Here is a 22778-nt window from a genome sequence, read left to right as displayed (position 1 = left end):
CAGAGGGAGGTGAACATGAAGACGCAGATCGGTTTGACGGCGCTGCTGGCAGCGCTGTCGACGGGCGCCATCGCCCAGAACTTCAACGATCCCGCGGAATTCGAGCGGCAGAAGGCGCTACTCACGGTCGCCCCGCAAGGCCCCGAAGGTAAGCCCTGGGAGCAGAATCTCGGCGGCGAGAAGGTCGACACCGCCAAGTACAAGAAGCCCGGCCCCTACAAGCTCTGCTTCTCGAACGCGGGCGTGAACAATCCCTGGCGCGTCGTCGGCTTCACCAACATGCAGGCCGAGGTCGACGCCAACAAGGCCGACATCGCCTCGTTCACCCATGCCGATGCCGAGGGCAAGGACGACAAGCAGATCTCGGACATCAATGCCTTCGTCAACAGTGGCCAGTGCGACGCACTGATCGTCTCGCCGAACACCACCGCGGCGCTGACGCCGGCGGTCAAAGCGGCCGCCAAGAAACTGCCCGTCGTGGTCTTCGACCGCGGCGTCGACAGCAAGGCGCCGGTGACCTTCATCAATCCGATCGGCGGCTACGGCTTCGGCATCCAGGGCGCGAGCTTCATCGCCGAGAAGATTCCCGCTGGCGGCTCGGTGCTGGCGCTGCGCATCCTGCCTGGTGTCGACGTGCTGGAGAACCGCTGGGCCGCGGCCGAGCGCATCTTCAAGGAGAAGGGCATCAAGGTCGTCGGCGCCGAGTTCACCAATGGCGACAACGCCAAGACCAAGGCGATCGTCGAGGACTATCTCAACCGCTTCGGCAAGATCGACGGCGTCTGGATGGACGCCGGCGCCACCGCGGTCGCGGCGCTCGAAGCCTTCGAGGATGCCGGCAAGTCCTATCCGGTGATCAATGGCGAGGACCAGCAGGACTTCCTGCAGAAGTGGAAGAAGAACAAGCTCACCGCGATCGCGCCGACCTACCCGACCTATCAGTGGCGCACGCCGGTGATCGCGGCGATCCGCATCCTCAAGGGCGAACCGGTGGTGGGGCCGACCTGGAAGCTGCCGCAGCCGGCGATCACGGCCGAGAACCTCGACAAGTTCGTCAACGACAAGATGCCGCCGCTGCATTACGCGCTCTGTGGCTGCGAGCAGATGGCGAACTACCCCGCCCGCTGGGGCGGGAAGTAATACGGCGCGTGAACCACCACACCGGGCGCCCGCACCATATGGGCGCCCGGCCCTGCCTTATCGGCAACGATTGCGGCATGATGGGGCTCCTGCCTCCGTCGCGCCGATTCGCCGCCGCCGTTCCAGATCATCGACCTTGCAAGACGCCCCCATAGCCGCCCCGACCATCGCCGAAGTCGCGCGCCTCGCCGGCGTCTCGACGGCGACGGTGTCGCGCGCTTTGGCCCAGCCGGAGAGGGTCAAGGCGCGGACCCGCGAGCGCGTCATCGCGGCGGTCGCGGCGACCGGCTTCATTCCCAACGCCCAGGCGCGCAATCTCCGTCTCCAGGCGACGCGCACCGTGATCCTGCTGGTGCGCGACATCAGCAACCCGTTCTACCTCGAGATCTACAAGGGGGTCGAAGAAGCCGCGGTCGACGGTGGCTACAAGGTGCTGATGGGCGATGCCCGCGACGATGACGAGCGCATCCTGCGCTATGTCGACATGGTCAGGGAGCGCCATGCCGACGGGCTGATCCTGATGGTCGGCCGCTTCCCCGAGGCCCTCGCCAAACGCAGCCGCCTGCCGCCCATCGTCGTTGCGCTCGAGATGCTGCCTGGGCTCAATCTGCCGACAGTCAAGGTCGACAACCATGCTGCGGCACGCGCAGCGGTTGCCCATCTCGCCAGGCTCGGCCATCGCCGGATCGCCCATATCGCCGGCCCGATGCCGGATCCGATGAGCCTCGACCGTCGCGACGGCTATCTCGCCGGCCTCGCCGATGCCGGCATTCCGGCCGACCCGGACCTCGTCGTCGAGGGCGATTTCGGCCTCGCCGCCGGGCGCGCCGCGATCCGCACGCTCGCTGCGAGAGGCGTCGATTACAGCGCCATATTCGCCGCCAGCGACCAGATGGCGGTCGGCGCCATGGGCGAGCTGCGCGCCCGCGGCCGCAACGTCCCTGACGATGTCTCGGTGGTCGGCTTCGACGACATCGTGCTGGCGGAGGCTGTCGAGCCGCAGCTCACCACCATCCACCAGCCACGCCGCGAGATCGGCCAGGCGGCGATGAAACTGCTGATCGAACAGCTCTCGGGAGGCGGTGCCCCTCCCGATCTCGTGCTGCCGACCCGACTGGTCGAACGCGGCTCGGCGGCTGCGCCGACCCGGCGAACCGATCAAGGCCGGTGACAGCCCTCAGGCCGCGGCTGCAGCCGTCGTGCGCCGCGCCATCGCCGCATTGACCGCCTTTTCCAGATCGGCCTGCCAGAACGGCTTGTTCAGCCGCAGCACGCCCGCTCCGGCGCCCGCCGGCAGATCGGCATAGCCTGTAGCGAGGATGACCGGCACATTGGGCCAGCGCTGCCCGACTTCCGTGATCAATTGCGCACCGGTCATCTGCGGCATGGCATGATCGGTGATCAGCAGATCGATCTCGTTGTTCTCCAGCACCGACAGCGCTTCCCGCCCCGAGCTCGCCTCGATGACCTTGTGGCCGAGGTCCTCCAGCAGTGCGGTTGTGTTCATCAGCACGAGCGCATCGTCATCGACCGCGAGCACAGTCAGCGGGCGCGGCTCCATGGCGGTCTCCATTTTCGTCTCGACAGGCAACTGGACAGGCTCGGCCGTTATGGTTGCGGAGGCCACGGGCAGCCAGATTTCCACGGTCGTGCCTCGTCCCACCTGGCTGGTCAGCTGCAGACGGCCACCGAGCTGCTCGGCCATGCCGTGCACCGTCGAGAGGCCGAGCCCGGTGCCCTTGCCGACACCCTTGGTGGTGAAGAAGGGCTCGGTCGCCTGGGCCAGTGTCTTTGCATCCATTCCGCTACCGGTATCGGCCACCGAGAGGCGGATATAGTCGCCGTCGGGCAGGCCACTGCGATGGCCTCGCCCGACGGATTCGTTCTTGGCCCCGACGCGCAATACGCCGCCTTCCGGCATCGCGTCCCGCGCATTGACGGCAAGGTTGAGGACCGCGGCTTCGAGCTGGTTCGAATCGGCCGCTGCGGTCGCGAGATCGGCGGGGAAATCCGTCTCGATCCGGATCAGCGGCCCCAGCGAACGCTGCAGCAGGTCGCCCATCTCCGCGACGAGCACGTCGACCGCCACCGGCTGCAGCGCCAGTTCCTGCTTGCGGGCGAAGGAGAGCATGCGCTGGGTCAGGGAGATGCCCCGGCTCGCCCCCTTGATCGCATTGTCGATCAGGTTGAGCTGGCGCTCATCGCCGATCTGGCGACGCACGAGCTCGAGGCTGCCCAGCACGGCGGTCAGCAGATTGTTGAAATCATGCGCAACGCCGCCGGTGAGTTGGCCGAGGGCCTCGATCTTCTGCGCCTGGAACAAGGCCTCTCGCGCCGCATCGAGCTCGGCTTGGACCTTACGCTGCTCGGTCAGGTCTCGCGTGACCTTGGCAAAGCCGATGACCTCGCCAGCATCGTCGCGGATCGGGTCGATGACGACACTCGCCCAGAAGGTCTCGCCGTTCTTGCGGATGCGCCAGCCTTCCTTTTCGGCGCTGCCATTGTCGATCGCAGCCTGGAGCGTCCTTTGCGGCTCGCCCTTCTCGCGATCCTCCGGCGTGTAGAACAGCGAGAAATGCCGGCCGATGATCTCGTCCGGAGCATAGCCTTTGATCCGCTGCGCACCGGCGTTCCAGTTGGTCACGATGCCGTCGGCATCGAGCATGTAGATCGCGTAGTCGGTGACGCCCTGCACCAGCAGGCGGAACTTCTCCTCCGACCGCCGCAGCGCCTCATCCGCCTGGCGCCGCTCGGTCAGGTCGCGCGTGACCTTGGCATAGCCGAGCACCCGGCCGGTCGCCGGGTTTATGATCGCATCGATGACCGCGTTGGCCCAGAAGCGGGTGCCGTCCTTGCGGACACGCCAGCCCTCGCTCTCGAAGCGCCCTGTTTCGGCGGCCTGGCCCAGAGCTCGCTCCGGCAAGCCGGCAGCGCGATCCTCCTCGGTGTAGAAGCGCGAGAACGGCTGGCCGATGATCTCGTGGTCCTCATAGCCCTTGAAACGCCGGGCGCCGGGGTTCCAGCTGATCACCGTCCCCTGCGGATCGAGCATGTAGATCGCGTAGTCCGTGACGGACTCCACCAGCAAGCGGTAGCGCTCGGCGGTCACCGGACCTTCCGCGATCTGAAGCACGTTTGGAACCTTGATATTTGACATGTCCAACGCGCTGAACGCGGCATTGCGCAAAAGGTTCCGGACGGGACGAAGAAAAAATGACCTAGGGTCAAGGACCCGGTTTTGGCGAGACAAGGATCGCACCCGAAGCGGCAACCACGAGGACGAGGCCGAGCCAGTCGCTCGCCGCCGGCCGCTCGCCGAGCAGGAGGACCGAGCCGAGCGCCCCGACCGCCGGAACCATCAAGGTGCCGAGGCTGGCGATCCCCGCAGGAAGCCGGGCGATCACGGTGAACCAGAGGAAGTAGGCGAGCGCCTGCGCGCCGAGGATATGGAAGGTCAGTGCCGCCGCAACCGGCGGAGACAGGGTCTTCGGGACCGGAATGCCCTCGAAAATCAGCATGCCGATACCGGCCGCCGCGCCGCCGATCAGCAATTGCCAGGCGGCGATCGACAGCGTCGGCGCCGCGACCGGCCAGCGCTTGGTGACGATGGTGCCGAGCGCCCAGCTGATACTCGCAAGCAAAGCGAGAGCAAGCCCCGGCGAGAGCTGGCCCGCGCGGATCAGCGGCAGGCCGAGGCAGAGCAATCCGGCGATACCGAGCCCCAGGCCGATCAGCCGCGGGCGGTCGACGTGCTCGCCCAATACCGGCCAGGCCATCAGCGTCGCCCAGACCGGCATGGTGAAGGTCAGGATCGCGGCCCGAGAGGTCGGCGCCATCAACTGCGCGAAGGCGAGCAGGATGTTGAAGGCGGCGATCGACAGGATGCCGGCGACGATCAGCCTGGGCCAATGCGCGGCCGGCACCTTGAGACTGATGTCTCGCGCCAGCGCGACCGCGAAGAGAGCAAGCCCGGCGAAGGTCATGCCGCCGGCTCGCAAGGTCCATGGCGCGATCTCGGTCAGTGAGATCCGGACCGCCGGCCAGTTGAAGCCCCAGAGCAGCCCGAGCAGCGGGACGAGCAGGAGCGAGCGGGCGGACAGGGTCGGCATGATGGGACTATGCGTGAGGAGGAGCCTGCACCGTCATGTCATTTCGCTGCAGGCTCGATGCACGGCAGGCGCGCATCATCACCCCTCGATCGCCTCCACCCCGCACCATTCGGCGACGAAGAGGGCCATGGTGCCGGTGATCCGCTTCAGGGAGGCCAGGCTGACGCGCTCGTCGAAGGCATGGATGTTCTCCGAGATCGGGCCGTAGCAGAGCGCCGGCACCTTGTCGTAGAGGGCGTAGACCCGGGTATCGAGATAGCCGGGGGTCATGAAGCTCTTCAGCGCCTTGCCGGTCGAGCCCTGATGGGCGCGGCCGAGCACGGCCTCGGCCTCGCTGCCGGGCTCGAGCACATACCCTTCCGACCAGAAGCCGTTGAAGACGACCTTGGGCGGGTTGTTCGAGAGGAACGCATCGGTGCGCGTGAAGGCGAGCACCGTCGCCTCGATGCGCTTGCCGAGCTCTTCGGCCGACATGCCGGGATAGAGGCCGATGCGACAGTCGACCTTGCACCAGCACGGCACCGACGAAGCCCAGTCGCCGCCCTCGATCTTGCCGATGTTGAGGTTGATCGGATGGGGGATATCCTCGAAATGCTTGCGGCCGTGCTTCTCGCGATTGAGCGCCGCCTCGAGTTCGCGCAGCGCGCCGATGACGCGATAGGCCGCATCGATCGCATTCGCCCCGGCAGCCATCTCGCGCACATGCATCGGCACGCCGCGGACCTCGAACTGGAACCAGAGCACGCCGGTATTGGCGCGCACCAACATCTCTTCCTCGGGCTCGGGGATCAGCACCGCATCGGCCGCATAGCCGCGCAAATGAGTCATCAACGCGCCGTTGCCGGTCGATTCCTCTTCGACCACCGACTGGACATAGACGGTTCCCGCCGGCTGCAGGCCGATGCGCCGGAGCGCATCGAGGCAATAGAGATTTGCAGCGCCGCCCGCCTTCATGTCGGCACCGCCACGGCCATAGAGCCAGTCGCCCTCGATCACGGGATCGAAGGGCGGATGCTTCCAGAGCTCGGCCGGGCCGGTCGGCACCACGTCGACATGGGACTGCAGGATCAGCGAGCGACCCGTCTCCTCGCGCGGGTGGTGGATGCCGACCACGATCGGCGCGTCCGAATGCGTGTCAGAGAACGGCGCCCCGCCGGGATGGCGACCGATCGCCTCGCGATCCATGGCAAAGCGGTCCATGGTGAAGCCGCGCTGCTTCAAGGCCCGGAAGATGAAGTCCTGGACGGTGTGCTCGTCGCCGCGTGTCGACGGAAAGCGGATCATCTCCTGGGTGAAGGCGATCTGCTCGGCAAAGCCCGCTTCGACGGAAGCTAGGATGCGGTCGCGCAGGGCGGGATCGAGCGGCATGGGCGGTCTCCGTATTGGACTCTCAGCCCTCATCCTGAGGAGCCGCGCAGCGGCGTCTCGAAGGATGCTCCAGGAGGCTCCCGAACCATCAGGAGCATCCTTCGAAACGCGAGTTGCGCTCGCTCCTCAGGATGAGGGCTGAATGAGAGGCATTCTGGCTCACCGCCCGAACCGCTCGCCGCCGGGCACGGCGGCGAGCAGCTGGCGGGTGTAGGCGTGCTGGGGGGCGGAAAAGAGCGCGGCGGTCGGGCCGGCCTCGACGATCCTGCCGCGCTGCATCACCGCGATCTTGTCGCAGATCTGCGCGGCGACGCGCAGATCGTGGGTGACGAACAGGATGGCGAGGCCGAGCCGCTGCTGGATGTCCTTGATCAGCTTGAGGATCTGCGCCTGCACGGAGACGTCGAGCGCCGAAACCGCCTCGTCGGCGACGAGGACGTCCGGCTCGAGCGCGAGGGCCCGGGCGATGCCGATGCGCTGGCGCTGGCCGCCGGAGAATTCATGCGGGTAGCGGTCGATCGCATTGGCGGAGAGCCCGACCAGTTCGAGCAGCTCCTTCGCCCGCGCCAGCGCGTCCTTGCGTGACGTGCCGTGCGCGACCGGCCCGTCCGAGATGATCCGGCCGACCGTCTGGCGCGGGTTGAGCGAGGCGAACGGGTCCTGGAACACCATCTGGATCCGCTTGCGATGCGGGCGGAGCGCCGCGACGCTGAGGTCGGTGATGGTGAGGTCGCCGAGGGTGATGCGCCCTGAATCCGGCTCGATCAGGCGCAGGCAGCAGCGCCCGACCGTCGACTTGCCCGAGCCGGACTCGCCGACGAGCCCGAGCGTCTCGCCGCGCGCCAGCGTGAAGCTGACATCGTCGGCTGCCCTGACTTCGCGGCCCGGGCGGAAGAAGGCGCGCTTGCGATAGACCTTGCCGAGCTTCTCGACGGTGAGCACCGGCTTGCTTTCCGGCAGCGCCGGCCGCTCCGGCGGCGTCAGCGAGGGCACGGCGGCGAGCAGCTTCTGGGTATAGGGGTGGCGGGGAGAGCCGAGCACCTGGTCGACCGTACCTTCCTCGACCAGTACGCCCTTCTCCAGCACGGCGATGCGGTCGGCGATCTCGGCGACGACGCCCATGTCGTGGGTGATGAACAAGACCGCGGTGCCGTGCTTGTGGCGGAGATTGTCGATCAGCTTGAGGATTTGCGCCTGCGTGGTCACGTCGAGCGCGGTGGTCGGCTCGTCGGCGATCAGCAGCTTCGGTTCGAGCGCCAGCGCCATCGCGATCATCACGCGCTGGCGCTGGCCGCCCGAGAGCTCATGGGGATAGGCCCGCGCCAACCGCTCCGGCTCGGGTAGGCCGACCTCTGTCAGAAGCGCGACGGCACGGGCGTAGCGCTCCGGCTTGGTCAGCAGCTTATGCGCCTCGAAGGTCTCGACGATCTGGTCGGCGACGCGCATGACCGGGTTGAGCGAGGTCATCGGCTCCTGGAAGATCATGCCGACCTCGCGGCCGCGCACGTCCTGCATCGCGTCGTCCGACAGCGCCAGGAGGTCGCGGCCGGCGAGCCTGATCGCGCCGGCGACCGGCTTCACCGCCTTGGGCAGGAGCCCCATCACCGCATGGGCGATCATCGACTTGCCGGAGCCGGATTCGCCGACGACGCAGAGCGTCTCGCCCGCGGCGATTCGCAGCGTCGCATCCTCGACCGCATAGGGGCGGTCGGCCATCACGGGCAGTGCGAGCTTCAGGCCTTCGATCGAGAGGACGGGCTCGGCCATCATTCCCTCTCCCGGGCGAGGCGCGGGTTCATCGCATCGTTCAGCCCTTCGCCGGCAAGGTTTAGGGCCAGCACGGTCAGGAAGATCGCAACGCCCGGGAAGAAGCTGATCCACCAGGCGTCGAGCAGGCGCGTGCGGCCGGCGCCGACCATGTAGCCCCAGCTCATCAGGTTGGGATCGCCGAGGCCGAGGAAGGAGAGCGAGGATTCCAGCAGGATCGCCGAGCCGATCATCAGCGAGCCCATCACGATGATCGGCGCGATCGTGTTGGGCAGGACCTGGCTCCAGATGATCCGCGCGGTCGGCTGGCCGATGGTGATCGCCGCCTGGACATATTCGCGGGTCTTCAGCGAGAGCACCTCGCCGCGCACCAGCCGCGCCACCGGCGGCCAGCTGACCACGCCGATCGCGAGCACGATCGAGCCGAGCTTGGGCTGCAGGATCGCGACCAGGACGATTGCGAGCGCGAAGGAGGGGATGGTCTGGAAGAACTCGGTGAAGCGCATCAGCGCATCGTCGATGAAGCCGCCGGCATAGCCGGCGATGGCGCCGAGCGGCACGCCGATCAGCAGCGCGACAATCGTCGAGACCAGCCCGATCGTCAGCGAGACACGGGCGCCGTGCGCCAGGCCCGACGCGATGTCGCGTCCGAGCGTATCGGTGCCGAGCGGGAAGCGCTCCATCACGAAGGGCGCAAGGAAGGGCCGCGCTACCGTCCGCCAAGGCGATTGCGGATAAAGCGAGGGCGCGAGGATGGCAAAGAGCACCACCGCGATCAGGATGGCCAGCCCGATCAGGGCGCCGCGATTGCGGGAAAAACGCTTGAGGAAGCTCATGACACCGCCTCGATGCGCGGATCGGCGAGCCGGTAGACGATATCGGTCAGGATGTTGAAGCCGACGACCATGGCCGAGGAGATGAAGAAGACGCCGAGCAGCACCGAATAGTCGCGCTGCACCAGCGCATCGAACATCAGGCGGCCAATGCCGGGCCAGGCGAAGACGGTCTCGGTGAGCACCGCACCGCCGACGAGCTGGCCAGCCTGAAGGCCCGCCAGCGTCACCACCGGCAGGATGGCGTTGCGGGCGACATGCCGACGCGAGATCACGCCGGGGCTGAGCCCCTTGGCGCGGGCTGTCTTGACGAAATCGGCGCCGGCGACCTCAAGCATCGAGGCCCGCATCATCCGGGCATAGAGGGCGGTGAAGAACAGGCCGAGCGTCAGGGCCGGCAGGACGAGGTGGCTGGCGATGTCGAGCGCGCGGGCGAGCCCGGTATAGTTCGCGCCGATGCTTTCGTAGCCGACATTGGGGACGAGGCCGAGTTTCAGCGCGAAGACGATCTGGCTCATCAGCGCGACCCAGAACAGCGGCGTCGCATAGAAGACCAGCGCCAGCGTTGTGATGACGCTGTCCTGCCAGCGGCCGGCGCGGCGGGCGGCGAGCGCGCCCATCAGCGTGCCCAGCCCGAGCGAGACGATAAAGGCGGCGCCGGTCAGCAGCAGCGTCGCAGGCAGGCGGTCGAGGATCAGGCTGAGCACGCTCTGCTGCTGGCGGTAGCTGAAGCCGAGATCGAAGGTCAGATAGCCCTTGAGATAGACCCAGAGCTGGGTCAGCAGCGGCTGGTCGAGGCCGAAGCGCTCGCGCAACTGGATCAGCAATTGCTCGTCGGCAGCGCCCGCCTCGCCGGCAAGCACCTGCGCCGGATCGCCCGGCGCGGCCCGGATCAGGAAGAAGTTCAGCACCGCGATGGCGAAGAGGACGACGATCCCCTTTGCGAGCCGGCCGGCGAGGAATTGCGCGAGGTTCATTCAGACCCGTCTTTGCTTGCCGTCGTCCCGGGCGACCGGAGGGAGACCCGGGACCCATGCCGGAACGGTTCAGGCATGGGTCCCGGATCGGCGCCGCGGACGCGGCTTGTCCGGGACGACATTGCCCAAGCGATCAGCTCCGAACTCACTCCTTCCAGGCGTCGCGGAAGCCGTCGTTCACGCCAACGCCGGTGGTGACGAGGTTCTTGACGTTGCAGCGATAGATCGTCGGGAAATCCATCTCGAGCAGCCACAGCACCGGCAGTTCGTCGGCTAGGAGCTTCTGCACCTTGGTGTAAAGCTCCTGCCGCGCGCTGTCCGTCGGCGCGATCGCCGCCTCGGCGAAGAGCTTGTCGACCTCGGGATTGGAGTAGCCGCCGACATTGGCGAAGGGATTGCCCTTGGCGATGTTGGAGGTGATGTAGCTGCGCGCAACGCCCATGGCGGGGTCGCCGAGCTGGTAGAGGAAGTTGAAGTTGAGGTCGAAGTCCCAGTTGCTGGCCTTCTGGGTCCAGCCGGGCACGTCAGTGTTCTCGACCTGCACCTTGACGCCGACATCCTCGAGATTCTGCTTGATCGCCTCGGTCCAGCGCGTCCAGGTCTCGCCATAGGGCAGGTTGAGCAGGCGGATCGTCTCGCCCTTGTAGCCGGAGGCCTTGATCAGCTCCTTCGCCTTGGCCGGGTCGAAGGCGTATTTCGGCACGTCGGCCGAATAGAACTTGGTCTTCGACGAGATCGGGCCGGTCGGCAGCTTGCCGAGCCCGCCCCAGACCACCTCGCGGCCGAACTCGCGGTCGATCGCGTACATCAGCCCCTGGCGGAACTGCTTGTTGCCCAAAATGCCGTTGCGGACGTTCGGCGTCAGCCAGGCATGGGGGGCGAACATCTCCCAGCCCTTGGTGGTGACGCAGGTGTTGGGCAGCTTGGAAAGCCGCGCCACGTCGTAGACGTCGACCGAGCCGCCGGTCAGCACGTCGACCTTGCCGGTCTCGTAGGCGACGGCGCGGGCCGCCGCATCGGGGATGATCTGCCAGTAGATCTCGTCGAGGTTCGGCTTGCCCTTGAGCCAGTAGTTCTCGTTCTTGACGAGGTGGATGTAGGAGCCCTTCTTCCACTCCTTCAGCTTGAACGGGCCGGTGCCGATCGGCGTATTGTTGGCCGGGTTGGCGCGATAATCGGTACCGTCATAGATGTGCTTGGGGATCATCGGCGCGGAGGCGACTTCCTGCGTCATGATCAGCGGGCCGAAGGGCTGCTTCAGCGTGATCTTGACGGTGAGGTCGTCGACCTTCTCGATCTTGTCGATCTGGGCGTTGACGATCGGGCGCCAGCGCGGATGGACCTCGCGCAGGAACTTGTCGAGGGTGAAGACGACGTCATCGGCCGTGAACGGCTTGCCGTCATGCCAGGTCACGCCCTCCTGCAGCTTGAAGGTGTAGACCTTGGCATCCGGCGAGATCTCCCAGCTCTTGGCCAGCGAGGGCTGCGGCTCCAGCTTCTCGTTATAGCGCAGCAGCGACTCGTAGATGTTGCCGGCGACCATGTTGGTCGGGCCGTTCTGGTTGAGCCCCTGCATCAGCATCGGCGGCTCGGGCTGGACGACGACGTGGACCGTGCCGCCCTTCTTCGGTTCCTGCGCCTGGGCCACGCCGAGCGCCAGGATGGAGGCGGCGAGCGCCAGGCCAAATCTCAATCCGGTCATCGTCGTTCTCCCCCGTTCTTTCATTGGCAGCCGGTTCAGGCCGATCGCACCCGATCAGGCGCCTATTGGCAAGCTCGGCAGCCATGAAAGCGAGAGACAAAATCCGTGTCAATGGTTGACATGGCGTGTTATTAGGCGACACGCTCAGCAAACGGACATGGCGTATCCACATTTGCGATGAACGACAAAGACGAGGACAGGGCCGCGCAACTGCCGCCGGGCGTGCCGATCGTCCGGGCCGTCGACCGCGCGATCGCGCTGCTGCGGGCCTTCCGGCCGGAGCAGCCGCGGCTCGGCTTGAGCGAGCTCGCCCGGCAGGTCGGCCTCGACAAGGGCACGACGCGGCGTCTGCTGCTGACGTTGCAGCTCAATGAGCTCGTCGAATATGACGAGCATTCCCAGAGCTATGCGCTGGCCGTCGGGCTGATCGAGCTCGGCAGCGCAGTGACGACCGGCCGCGAACTGCGCGACATCGCCGGCCCCTATCTGACCGAGATCGCCGAGAAGACCGGCGCGACTGCCTTCCTCTGGGTCCATATCGCCGGGCGCGGACTCTGCGTCGATCGCGTGCGCGCCTCGCTGCCGCATGTCGATGCGACCTGGTTCGCGGTCGGCGCACAGGCACCGTTGAACTGCGGCGGCGGCCCGCGCGTGCTGCTGGCCTATCTCGACGACGAGCAGCGCCGGCTGGCTCTCTCGCTCGATCTGCCCAAACGCGCCCCTGCGAGCCAGACCGATCCAGACCTGCTCTGGCGCGAGGCCGACCGCATCCGGGCGCAGGGCTGGGAGCTGGCCGCCGACGATTTCTTCATCGGCCTGACCGGCGTCGGCGTACCGATCTTCGACCGCTCCGGCGCGCTCGCCGGGGCGCTCAGCATCTCCTCGCTGACCTCGATCGTCGCGCCACAGGGGCGCCCGGTGCATCTCGACGCGCTGCGCGACGCTGCGGCGCGGATCGGAGGGCGCGTCCTGCCGGATTGAGGCTAACGCTCGATCCTTGTCGAGAGGATGATCGACGACATCGTCCGCTCGACGCCTTCGAGCGCGCCGATCCGGTCGATCAAACCGTCGAGCTCGCCGATCGAGGGCGCGACCACCACGGCGATCATGTCGAACTGGCCGCTGATCGAATGCAGCGTCCTGATCTCGGGGATGCGCCGCAGCTCCGTCTCGACGCGCACCGCAAGCTTCGGCAACGCCGTGATCAGCACATGCGCCTTGACCTGGCCCTTCTCGTAATCCTCCGAAAGCCGTGCCGTGTAACCGGCGATGACGCCACGGCGCTCCAGCCGCTCGATCCGGCTCTGCACCGTCGTGCGTGACAGGCCGAGCTTGCGGCCGAGCTCGGCCACCGGAGCGCGGGCGTTCTCGGTTAGCAGGGTCAGGAGATGGCGATCGGTCGGGTCTATCGGCATAGCGCCGAAAGCTTACGGCGTTTCGCTGAAAAATCCCATATGAATCGTCGCGTCGCCGGCTTCTATCCGACGAAGCCCCGAGCGAATCTGTCTGGCAGAAGCAGATTCATCGGGGGAACCATGAAAAACGTGGTCGTCATCGGCGCCGGCAAGATCGGCGCGACCATCGCCGACCTGCTCGGCGCTACCGGGGATTACCGCGTGGTGATCGCCGATCGCTCCAACGAACAGCTCGCCGCGATCAGGACCAGTTCGACGATCTCCACCCGCCGGGTCGACATCACCGACGCCAACGAGCTCGCCGACGTCCTGAACGGCGCCTTCGCTGTGCTCTCGGCGGCGCCCTACGATCTGACGACGCGCATCGCCGAGGCCGCCGCCACCCAAGGCGTGCACTATCTCGATTTGACCGAGGACGTCGCCTCGACCCGCCGGGTCAAGGAGCTGGCGCTGACCGCCAAGGCGGCGCTGATCCCGCAATGCGGGCTGGCGCCGGGCTTCATCTCGATCGTCGCCGCCGATCTCGCCCGCGACTTCGACCAGCTGGACAGCCTCAAGCTTCGGGTCGGCGCGCTCCCGCAGTACCCGTCGAACGCGCTGAACTACAACCTGACCTGGAGCACGGACGGCGTCATCAACGAGTATTGCGAGCCCTGCGAAGCCGTCGTCAACGGCGAACGGACTCTGGTCCCGGCGATGGAAGAGCGCGAGGAGTTCTCGCTCGACGGCATCACCTACGAGGCCTTCAACACCTCGGGCGGGCTCGGTACGCTCTGCGACACGCTCGCCGGCAAGGTGCGCACGCTGAACTACCGCACCATCCGCTATCCCGGTCATTGCGCGATCATGAAGGCGCTGCTGCAGGACCTGCGCCTGTCCGAGCGCCGCGATGTTCTGAAGGACATCTTCGAGAACGCCCTGCCGAGCACGCTGCAGGACGTGGTCGTGATCTTCGTCACCGCCAGCGGCCGGCTGAACGGCCGGCTGACCCAGCAGACCTATGCCAACAAGGTCTACAGCGCCGTGGTCGGCGGCGTGATGCGCAGCGCCATCCAGATCACCACGGCGTCGGGCATCTGCGCCGTGCTCGACCTGCTGGCAGAGGGCAAGCTGCCGCAGAAGGGCTTCGTCAAGCAGGAGGACATCGGCCTCGACGCCTTCCTCGCCAACCGCTTCGGCCGCGCCTATGCGCGCCCTGAGAATCTCGGCCACGCCCCCGGCGAGACCCACGCGGCCCGCGCCGCCTGAGCATTCGGCGGCGCCAAGCATATTCGCCCCTGTCCCGCAAGCGGGCCGATGTCAGGGGACGCATGACCGGGTCCGGGCTGGCAAACGCCCGCACCCACGCTACAAAACAAAAAATAGTTCCATAGGGAACGTTTTCGGGGAAACGACCGCACGATGGCCAGACGCGTCCTGATCGCGGAATTCATGCACGAGACGAACACGTTCAGTGTTCAGCTCACCGATGAGGCGGTGTTCCGCCATCACGGCGTCTTCCGCGACAATGAGGTGCCCGCCGCCTTCCAAGGCACGCGGACCTCGATGGGCGCCGCCTTCGAGGCGGCCGAAAAGTTCGGCTGGAGCCTCGTCCACCCGCTCGTCACCGGAGCCAACCCCTCGGGCCGCGTCACCGACGCGGCCTTTGACGTCTTCGCCGGCATGATCATTTCCGCCTGCGAGCGGCTCGACGGCGTGCTGCTGCATCTGCACGGCGCGATGGCGACGGAAAGCTCGGATGACGGCGAAGGCGAATTGCTTCAGCGCATCCGCGCCAAGGTCGGGCCGGATGTTCCGGTCGTCGCGATCCTCGATTTGCACGCGACGCTGACGCAAGCCATGGCCGACAACGCCAATGCGCTGATCTCCTACCGGACCTATCCGCATATCGACCAGTATGAGCGGACCTGGCAGGGCGCCGAACTGCTTGAGCGGGCGATGAAAGGCGAGATCAGGCCGCGCGTCGCGGTCGCCCGCCGGCCGATCCTCTACGCGCTCGATGGCGGACGCACGACTTCGCCGCCCTTCATGGAGCTGCTGCGCCGCGGCGATGCGCTGGAAGCGGCGGGCGATGCGCTCGTGGTCAGCGTCCAGGCCGGCTTCTCCTCGGCCGATGTCCACGATATCGGCCCGTCCATCGCCGTCACCCATGACGATCGCGGCAAGGCGCAGGCCATCGCCGAGGAGCTGATGGACTATGCCTGGGAGCAGCGGCACTACTCCTCGATCCACTTCACCCCGCTGAAGGAGGCGATGGCCAGGGCCAAGGCGGGCGAAGGCACGCTCGGGCCGGAGGCCGGCGGCAAGCCGCTGGTGATCTCCGACTATTCCGACAATCCGGGCTCCGGCGCCTATGGCGATGCGACCAACCTGCTGCGCGCCGTGCTCGATGCAGGCCTGAGGAATGTCGGCTTCCATGCGATCCGCGATCCCGAGGCTGCGCTCGCGGCGCAGGCGGCCGGCGTCGGCAACCGCGTCAGGCTGAAGCTCGGCGGCAAGGTGGATCCCAATACCGGCGGCGGCCCGCTCGATCTCGACGCCCATGTCGTGGCACTCACCGACGGGCATTTCATCTGCTACGGGCCGATGGGCGGCGGCGTCTGGCGCAATTACGGCCTCTCGGCCCTGCTACGGGTCGCCGATGTCGAGATCATCGTCATCACCCATAATGGCCAGGCGACCGACCTTGCCCAGTTCACCTCGCTCGGCGTCGACCCGACGCGGAAATCGACCGTGATCGTCAAGTCGATGCAGCATTTCCGCGCCGCATTCGAGCCGATCGCCCGCGAAGTGATCGAGGTCGACACCTGCGCGCTCTCGACCAAGAACTTCAAGGAGCGGCCTTACCAGAAGGTACGCCGCCCGATCTTCCCGCTCGACGATATCTAAGCGGTGACGTGCACACCCACAGCCCTCATTCTGAGGAGCCCCCCGGATCATGATCCATGCCGTGTCATCCCGGACAAGCGGCGGAGCCGCGCCGATCCGGGATCCATTCCGGAGCCTTTCCGAAAGAGGTTCCGGAATGGGTCCCGGGTCGAGCTGCGCTCGCCCGGGACGACACGCGCTTTGTGAGGGCTCAGGCGTTCGACCGAATTCTGAGCCCTTAGGACAACAGGAAGCGACGATGACGACGGAGCAAGCGGCATGAGCGTCAAGGCCGATATCGTGCTGCGCGGCGGGCCGATCTGGTGCGGCCGGCAGGAGGGTGTGGTCGAGGCGCTGGCGCTCTGGGGCGACAAGGTGCTCGCCGCCGGCAAGGACGCCGAGATCGCCAGCCTGATCGGGCCCTCGACCAGGGTCATCGACCTCGCCGGCCGACTGGCGACGCCGGGCTTGAACGATTCCCATCTCCATCTGATCTCGGTCGGCCTGACCATGGACTGGGTCGATGCCCGTCCTGCCGCAGCGCCGACGCTGGACGCGCTGCTCGGCCAGATCGCCGCGCGCGCTGCGAAGTCGAAGCCCGGCGAGTGGGTGCTGGCGCGCGGCTACGACCAGACCAAGCTCGACACCGGCCGCCACCCGTTCCGCGAGGAGCTCGACCGCGCCGCGCCGAACAACCCGGTGATGCTGGTCAGGACCTGTGGTCACATCTCGATCGTGAATTCCTTGGCGCTCGAGCTCGGGGGCATCGACGAGACCTCGCCGACCCCGCCGGGTGGATTGATCGAGCAGCAGAACGGCCGGCTCACCGGCCTGCTCGCGGAGAACGCCCGCGCCCCGGTCAAGGCCGCGATCCCGGCACCGAACGAAGAGCAGCTCATCGCCGCGATCGAGCGCGGCGGCCAGTACCTGCTCTCGCTCGGGATCACCAGCTGCATGGATGCGGCGGTCGGGATGGTCACCGGCTTCAACGAGATCGCGGCCTATCACAAGGCCAAGCGCGACGGCCGGCTGCCGGTGCGGACCTGGCTCGCCCTGCTCGGCGACGAGGGGCGCTCGATCGTGCCGCAATGCCATGACGCCGGGCTGATCTCGGGCACCGGCGACGAGATGCTGATGATCGGCGCGGTCAAGATCTTCTTGGATGGCTCGGCCGGCGGCCGCACCGCCTGGATGAGCGAGCCCTATCTCGGCGAGGACAAGACTACCGGCGTGCAGATGCTCTCGGACGAGGATCTGGAGCGGCAGGTGCTCGACGCCCATGCCAAGGGCTACCAGCTCGCCTGCCACGCCATCGGCGATGCCGCGATCGAGCAGTTGATCACCGCCTATGAGAAGGCGCTGGCTGCCTATCCCGATCCCGACCGGCGCCACCGCATCGAGCATTGTGGCTTCTCTACGCCGCCGCAGCATGAGCGGATGGTCAAGGCCGGGATCTATCCCTGCCCGCAGCAGGTCTTCATCCATGATTTCGGCGACGCCTATATCAAGGTGCTCGGCGAGGAGCGGGCGCTGCCGAGCTATCCGTTCCGGACCTGGTTCGATCTGGGCTTGAAGCCGGCGACCGGCAGCGACGCGCCGGTCTGCGATCCCGATCCCTTCCCGAACTTCCACACCATGCTGACGCGCCAGACCTGGCGCGGCACGGTCATGGATGAACGCCAGCGCGTCTCGATCGAGGAGGCGCTGCAGGCCTATACCGAATACGGCGCCTTCTCGCAGAAGCAGGAAGCGGTGAAGGGCAGGCTTGTGCCTGGCTTCCTCGCCGATGTCGCCGTGTTCTCGCGCGACCTGCTCTCGGCCTCGCCGGAGGAGATCCTCAGGGATACCCGCTGCGACATCACCATTCGCGGCGGCCAGGTCGTCTACGAGCGTTCAGGGACGGCCTGAACGCGCTGCACAATGGAAACAAGAAGACAGGGCGTGAAAGCCCGCTATGGTTTCAAATGGAACGAATATCGGCACCGGCCAACGGCGCCGACCTGGAGCCGGATCCGATCAGGCCGAAAGCCTGATCGGTGAATCCGTCTCCAAACATAAGAACAGAGGCCGTTTTCCCGGTCGGCTTGCTGCGCAAGCTGACCGGAACGGGCTCTGGGAGTTCACCGGCATAATGGGAGGTTTCGACGTGTTGAAAAAGCTTGCCTTCACGACCGCGCTGACAGTCGCGGCCGCCTTTACCCTGCAGGCGCAGGCCCAGGAGCCGCGCCGCGGCGGCACGATCCGCTTCACCGCGCCGTATGGCGCCTCCTTCGTCAGCAATGACAGCCATGTCTCGAACCAGATCCAGGACGAGATCTACGGCTACGCGCTGCACGGCATGCTCTACAAATGGGACGCCAAGAACGGCAAGCCGGTGCTCGACATCGCCGAGAGCGTCCAGGTCTCGGCCGACGGCAAGACCTACACCTACAAGCTGCGCGACAACGCGCTCTTCCATAACGGCCGCAAGCTGACCTCCGACGACGTCATCTGGTCCTATACCCGCATCATGGACGGCTCGAAGAATTATCCGGGCGCGCGCTATGTCGCCCGCATCGTCGGCGCGACCGACGTCCAGAAGGGCCAGGCCAAGGAGATCTCCGGCCTGAAGAAGATCGACGAGTCCAGCTTCTCGATGACGCTGACCGACAAGGCCGATCCCGGCTACTTCCTGTTCCAGGCGCAGACCGCAATCCTGCCGGCCAAGGAAGCACAGGCCGCCGGCTTCTTCGACAAGCCGATCGGCCTCGGGCCCTTCAAGTTCGTCGAGCACGTGCCGGGCTCGCGCATGGCCTTCGAGCGCTGGGACAAGTACTACCTCGCCGGCAAGCCCTATGCCGACAAGCTCGTGATCTCGCCGATGGGCGAGGCGGCGGCGCGCGACGTCGCCTTCCGCAACAAGGAGGTTGACGTCTCGATCCTGGGTTCGACCCAGTACGTCGCCTACAAGGCGGACCCGAACCTGTCGAAGGGCATCCTGGAGGTCGCCGAGGTCTTCACCCGCAATATGGGCATGAACCCGACCTTCAAGCCCTTCTCGGACAAGCGCGTCCGCCAGGCGATCAACTACGCCATCGACAGCGAGCTGATCATCAAGCGCCTCGTCCGCGACAAAGCATACCGCGCCGTGAGCTGGCTGCCGCTGTCCTCGCCCGCCTTCGACAAGGACGCCAAGCCCTACGCCTTCGACCCTGAGAAGGCCAAGAAGCTCCTAGTCGAGGCCGGCTATCCCGACGGCTTCGAGTTCGAATGGACCGCGACGCCGAACGAAAGCTGGGGCGTGCCGATCGTCGAAGCAACGATCCCGATGCTCGCCAAGGTCGGCATCAAGGTGAAGGTCAAGCCGGTCGAAACCTCGGCGCTTGGTGGCGTCGTGGTGGGTGGTGATTTCCAGGCCTATATCTGGTCGAACACCTCGGGCCCGGACACGCTGACGGCGCTGAAGTGCTTCCACTCCTCGACGCCGCGCTCGTCCTGCAACTACACCACCTTCAAGAACCCGGCTTACGACAAGCTGATCGACGACGCCGCGAACGAGGCCGACCCGGCCAAGCAGCTCGACCTGCTTAAGAAGGCCAACGCCCTGCTGCAGGACGAGGCGCCCGTCTGGTTCTTCAACTACAACAAGGCGGTGCTGGCCTATCAGCCCTGGCTGCACGGCCTCCAGCCGAATTCGACCGAGCTGGCGCTGCAGCGCTACGAGGAGCTCTGGGTCGACAGCACCTCGCCTGCGGCGAAGTAAACCCATCCCGAGCCCCCGCCGTCACAAGGCGGCGGGGGCTTATCCGCCTCCGCCCGTCGGCCAGACCCCGACGCTCAGGAGCCTATTGTCATGTTGCCTTATGTCTTTCGCCGGCTGCTGCAGGCCATTCCGATCCTGCTCGCGGTCGCTGCCCTGATCTTCGTGCTGTTCAGCGTCATTCCCGGTAATTTCGCCACCAGCCAGATGGCCGACGGACGGAGCAATATCGACGCTGCGACGATCGAGCGGATGAAACAGCAGTTTGGCCTCAACGACCCGCTGCCGCTGCGCTTCGCCAAATATGTCGGCGGGCTCGCGACCTTCGATCTCGGCGATTCCTTCCGCACCCGCCAGCCCGTCACCGCGCTCATCGGCGAGCGGCTCTGGCCGAGCCTGCAGCTCGCGCTCGCGGCGATGTTCTTCGCCATCGTCATCGGCGTGCCGCTCGGCTTCTTCGCCGCGCTCAGGCCGGGAAGCTGGGTCGACATGCTCTCCATGGTCTTCGCCGTCTCCGGACTGTCGCTGCCGATGTTCTGGCTCGGCCTGCTCCTGATGTATTTCTTCGCGCTGACGCTGAACTGGTTCCCGAGCTTCGGCTATGGCGACGGCGATCCCCGCTACATCGTGCTGCCGGCGATCGCGCTCGGCGTCTCGCCTCTCGCCCTGCTCGCGCGCACGACCCGCGCTGCGGTGCTCGAGATCATGCATGCCGACTTCGTCCGCACCGCCCGGGCCAAGGGCGCGAACGCCTATCGCGTCATGCGCTGGCATGTCGCCCGCAACGCGCTCGTCATCGTCCTGACCACGCTCGGCCTGCAGTTCGGCTCGGTGCTCGGCCAGGCCGTCGTCGTCGAGAAGCTCTTCGCCTGGCCCGGCCTCGGCTCGCTCCTGGTCGACAGCGTCACCTGGCGCGATATCCCGGCCGTACAGGGCTGCATCCTGACGATCGTGCTCTTCTTCCTCGTCGTGAACATCGCCGTCGACGTGCTCTGCGCCGTCGTCGATCCGCGCATCAAGTACAGCTAGGCTTCCCGATGAAGTTCCGTGCCAACCTCTGGATCGGCGCCACCTGCTTCGCCCTCGTCGTCGCCGGCGGCGTCTTCGCGCCCTGGCTCGCCCATACCGACCCGGTGATGGACGCCAATCTGATGAACGCCGAGGTGCCGCCCGGCTCCGAATTCTGGTTCGGCACCGACGCGCAGGGCCGCGACATCTACAGCCGCGTGCTGCATGGCGCGCGCATCTCGCTGACGGTCGGCATCGTCTCGCAACTGATCAACACCTGCATCGGCGTCGCGCTCGGCCTTTCCGCCGCCTATTGGGGCGGCTGGTGGGACGATTTCGTCAACGGCCTCACCAACATGATGCTGGCGATCCCCTCGCTGGTCTTCGCGCTGGCGATCATGGCGATCCTGCAGCCCGGCTTGACCAGCCTGCTGATCGCGCTCGGCCTGACCAACTGGTCCTTCACCTGCCGATTGACCAGGGCGGCGACGCTCTCGGTCAAGCAGCTCGGCTATATCGAGGCAGCGAGATCGCTGGGCTACGGCACCTTCCGGATCATGTTCACGCAGATCCTGCCGAACATCGCCGGCCCGATCATCGTGATCGGCACGCTCGGCATGGGCGGCGCCGTGCTGGCCGAAGCATCTCTCTCCTTCCTCGGCCTCGGTATCCGCCCGCCCTTCCCGAGCTGGGGCTCGATGCTGTCGGATGCGCGCGACCAGATCTCGACCGCACCCTGGATCTCGATCTTTCCCGGCCTTGCCATCTTCCTGACCGTGCTCGGCCTCAATCTGCTCGGCGACGGCCTGCGCGATATCCTCGATCCGCACTCGCAGACCCGCAAGGCCTGAACCTTCCTCTCGACGAAAGAGACCTGTACCTGTGACTGCCTCCGACCTCGACGACGGCCCGCTCGAAACCGTCAGCTTCATCGGCCTGAAGCCCGGCCCCAAGCTGATCGTGACCGGCGCCGTCCACGGCAACGAGCCCTGCGGACCGACCGCGATCCGCCGCGTCATCGAGGAGTGCCGGGCCGGCCAGATCAGGATCCTGCGCGGCGAGGTCACCTTCCTGCCCGTCACCAATCCCAAGGCTTTCCGCCTGAAGACCCGCGAGGGCGACCGCAACTTCAACCGCGACCTGCGCGAGCGACCACTGGCCGGCGATTACGAGGACCGGATCGGCAATCCGGTCTGCGCGCTGCTGCGCCGGCACGACGCGCTGCTCGACATCCATTCCTTCCGGCAGGAGGGCGAGCCGTTCGTCTTCTTCGGCCCTGCGAACAATCGCGGCGCGCTCGAACCCTTCGCCCGCGCGGAAGAAGAGCTGGCGCTTGCCTCCTGCCTCGGCGTCCCGACCGCGATCCATGGCTGGCTCGACAACTACGCCCGCCTCCTCGACATCCGTGCCCGCCTGCCAGTGCCCAGGCTCAACGTCACCGAGGGCTATGGCACGACCGAGTTCATGCGCTTCGCGGGCGGCTATGCTGTGACGCTGGAGTGCGGCACGCATGAGGACCCCAAGGCAGCCGATATCGGCTACGCAGCAATCCGCAATACATTGGCGCAGTTGCAATTGGTCGAGGCGCCCCTGCCGAAGCCGGCGTTGCGCGATGTAATCGAGATGGTCGAGGTCCTGCTCTGCGAGACGGAGGGCGACCGTGCCGAGGCGGGCTGGCGCACCGGCGATGCCGTCGAGGCCGGCGCAATCCTCGCCCATCGCGCCGACGGCTCCAAGGTCACGGCGCCGCGCGACGGCTACATCATCTTCCCGAACACCGCGCCCAAGCTCGGCGAGGCGATCTGCCATTTCGGCATCGCCAGCCATCGCGCGATTGGACGCGCCTGACATA

Annotated in this window: 18 protein-coding genes; 10 read left to right on the top strand and 8 right to left on the bottom strand. The window is 66.5% G+C overall.

What is annotated here, in order from left to right; genetic code table 11:
- Positions 1 to 15: 15 nt before the first annotated feature.
- Entirely contained in the window at positions 16 to 1140 is a 1125-nt protein-coding gene (locus CXY91_RS16860) for a substrate-binding domain-containing protein (protein ID WP_100962436.1), read from the top strand.
- Positions 1141 to 1276: 136 nt separating this feature from the next.
- Entirely contained in the window at positions 1277 to 2311 is a 1035-nt protein-coding gene (locus CXY91_RS16855; RefSeq protein WP_248307526.1) for a LacI family DNA-binding transcriptional regulator, read from the top strand.
- Positions 2312 to 2317: 6 nt separating this feature from the next.
- Here the strand turns inward: CXY91_RS16855 and CXY91_RS16850 are convergent, their stop codons facing one another.
- The 7 genes from CXY91_RS16850 to CXY91_RS16820 form a co-directional block, all read right to left on the bottom strand.
- Complete coding sequence (locus CXY91_RS16850) at positions 2318 to 4273, bottom strand: hybrid sensor histidine kinase/response regulator (protein WP_248307525.1); 1956 nt, start codon at positions 4271 to 4273, stop codon at positions 2318 to 2320.
- 91 nt (positions 4274 to 4364) lie between these two features.
- Entirely contained in the window at positions 4365 to 5249 is an 885-nt protein-coding gene (locus CXY91_RS16845) for a DMT family transporter (protein ID WP_100962434.1), read from the bottom strand.
- A 78-nt stretch (positions 5250 to 5327) separates the two neighbouring features.
- The gene (locus tag CXY91_RS16840; RefSeq protein WP_100962433.1) at positions 5328 to 6617 is read right to left on the bottom strand and encodes an ArgE/DapE family deacylase; all 1290 of its coding nucleotides are present in this window, start codon (positions 6615 to 6617) and stop codon (positions 5328 to 5330) included.
- 159 nt (positions 6618 to 6776) lie between these two features.
- Complete coding sequence (locus tag CXY91_RS16835) at positions 6777 to 8384, bottom strand: ABC transporter ATP-binding protein (protein WP_100962432.1); 1608 nt, start codon at positions 8382 to 8384, stop codon at positions 6777 to 6779.
- On the bottom strand, positions 8384 to 9220 hold the full coding sequence (locus CXY91_RS16830) for an ABC transporter permease (protein ID WP_091841526.1): 837 nt from the start codon (positions 9218 to 9220) through the stop codon (positions 8384 to 8386). The genes CXY91_RS16835 and CXY91_RS16830 overlap by 1 nt, the downstream gene beginning before the upstream one ends.
- Positions 9217 to 10194, bottom strand: coding sequence for an ABC transporter permease (locus CXY91_RS16825; protein ID WP_100962431.1), 978 nt, complete (start codon positions 10192 to 10194; stop codon positions 9217 to 9219). The genes CXY91_RS16830 and CXY91_RS16825 overlap by 4 nt, the downstream gene beginning before the upstream one ends.
- Positions 10195 to 10339: 145 nt before the next feature.
- Positions 10340 to 11896 carry an ABC transporter substrate-binding protein gene (locus tag CXY91_RS16820; RefSeq protein WP_100962430.1) on the bottom strand — a complete coding sequence of 519 codons (1557 nt, stop codon included), beginning with the start codon at positions 11894 to 11896 and terminating at the stop codon, positions 10340 to 10342.
- A gap of 177 nt (positions 11897 to 12073) precedes the next feature.
- Here CXY91_RS16820 and CXY91_RS16815 point away from each other — a divergent pair, with 177 nt between their 5' ends.
- Entirely contained in the window at positions 12074 to 12877 is an 804-nt protein-coding gene (locus tag CXY91_RS16815) for an IclR family transcriptional regulator (RefSeq protein WP_091841518.1), read from the top strand.
- Between the two features lie 2 nt (positions 12878 to 12879).
- On the opposite strand, the gene CXY91_RS16810 is transcribed toward CXY91_RS16815, so the two are convergent.
- Positions 12880 to 13311, bottom strand: a complete 432-nt coding sequence (locus tag CXY91_RS16810; RefSeq protein ID WP_091841517.1) for an Lrp/AsnC family transcriptional regulator — start codon at positions 13309 to 13311, stop codon at positions 12880 to 12882.
- A 120-nt stretch (positions 13312 to 13431) separates the two neighbouring features.
- On the opposite strand from CXY91_RS16810, the gene CXY91_RS16805 reads away from it, so the two are divergent.
- From CXY91_RS16805 to CXY91_RS16775, 7 genes are all read left to right on the top strand, one after another.
- Positions 13432 to 14559 carry a saccharopine dehydrogenase family protein gene (locus tag CXY91_RS16805; protein WP_100962728.1) on the top strand — a complete coding sequence of 376 codons (1128 nt, stop codon included), beginning with the start codon at positions 13432 to 13434 and terminating at the stop codon, positions 14557 to 14559.
- Between the two features lie 153 nt (positions 14560 to 14712).
- A complete protein-coding gene (locus CXY91_RS16800; RefSeq protein ID WP_100962429.1) occupies positions 14713 to 16200 on the top strand; it encodes a M81 family metallopeptidase in 1488 nt (495 codons plus the stop codon).
- A gap of 258 nt (positions 16201 to 16458) precedes the next feature.
- The gene (locus tag CXY91_RS16795; protein ID WP_100962428.1) at positions 16459 to 18087 is read left to right on the top strand and encodes an amidohydrolase; all 1629 of its coding nucleotides are present in this window, start codon (positions 16459 to 16461) and stop codon (positions 18085 to 18087) included.
- 241 nt (positions 18088 to 18328) lie between these two features.
- Positions 18329 to 19921: an ABC transporter substrate-binding protein gene (locus CXY91_RS16790; RefSeq protein ID WP_465246876.1), complete on the top strand. Its 1593-nt coding sequence runs from the start codon at positions 18329 to 18331 to the stop codon at positions 19919 to 19921.
- Positions 19922 to 20011: 90 nt separating this feature from the next.
- Complete coding sequence (locus CXY91_RS16785) at positions 20012 to 20947, top strand: ABC transporter permease (RefSeq protein ID WP_100962426.1); 936 nt, start codon at positions 20012 to 20014, stop codon at positions 20945 to 20947.
- Positions 20948 to 20955: 8 nt separating this feature from the next.
- Positions 20956 to 21777 carry an ABC transporter permease gene (locus CXY91_RS16780; protein ID WP_091841505.1) on the top strand — a complete coding sequence of 274 codons (822 nt, stop codon included), beginning with the start codon at positions 20956 to 20958 and terminating at the stop codon, positions 21775 to 21777.
- 31 nt (positions 21778 to 21808) lie between these two features.
- Positions 21809 to 22774: a succinylglutamate desuccinylase/aspartoacylase family protein gene (locus tag CXY91_RS16775; protein WP_158673453.1), complete on the top strand. Its 966-nt coding sequence runs from the start codon at positions 21809 to 21811 to the stop codon at positions 22772 to 22774.
- The last annotated feature ends 4 nt before the right edge of the window (positions 22775 to 22778 follow it).

The organism is Allobosea sp. FBZP-16, assembly GCF_002831785.1.
Classification (GTDB): domain Bacteria; phylum Pseudomonadota; class Alphaproteobacteria; order Rhizobiales; family Beijerinckiaceae; genus Allobosea; species Allobosea lupini.
This window is presented reverse-complemented; position numbering and strand designations above follow the sequence as displayed.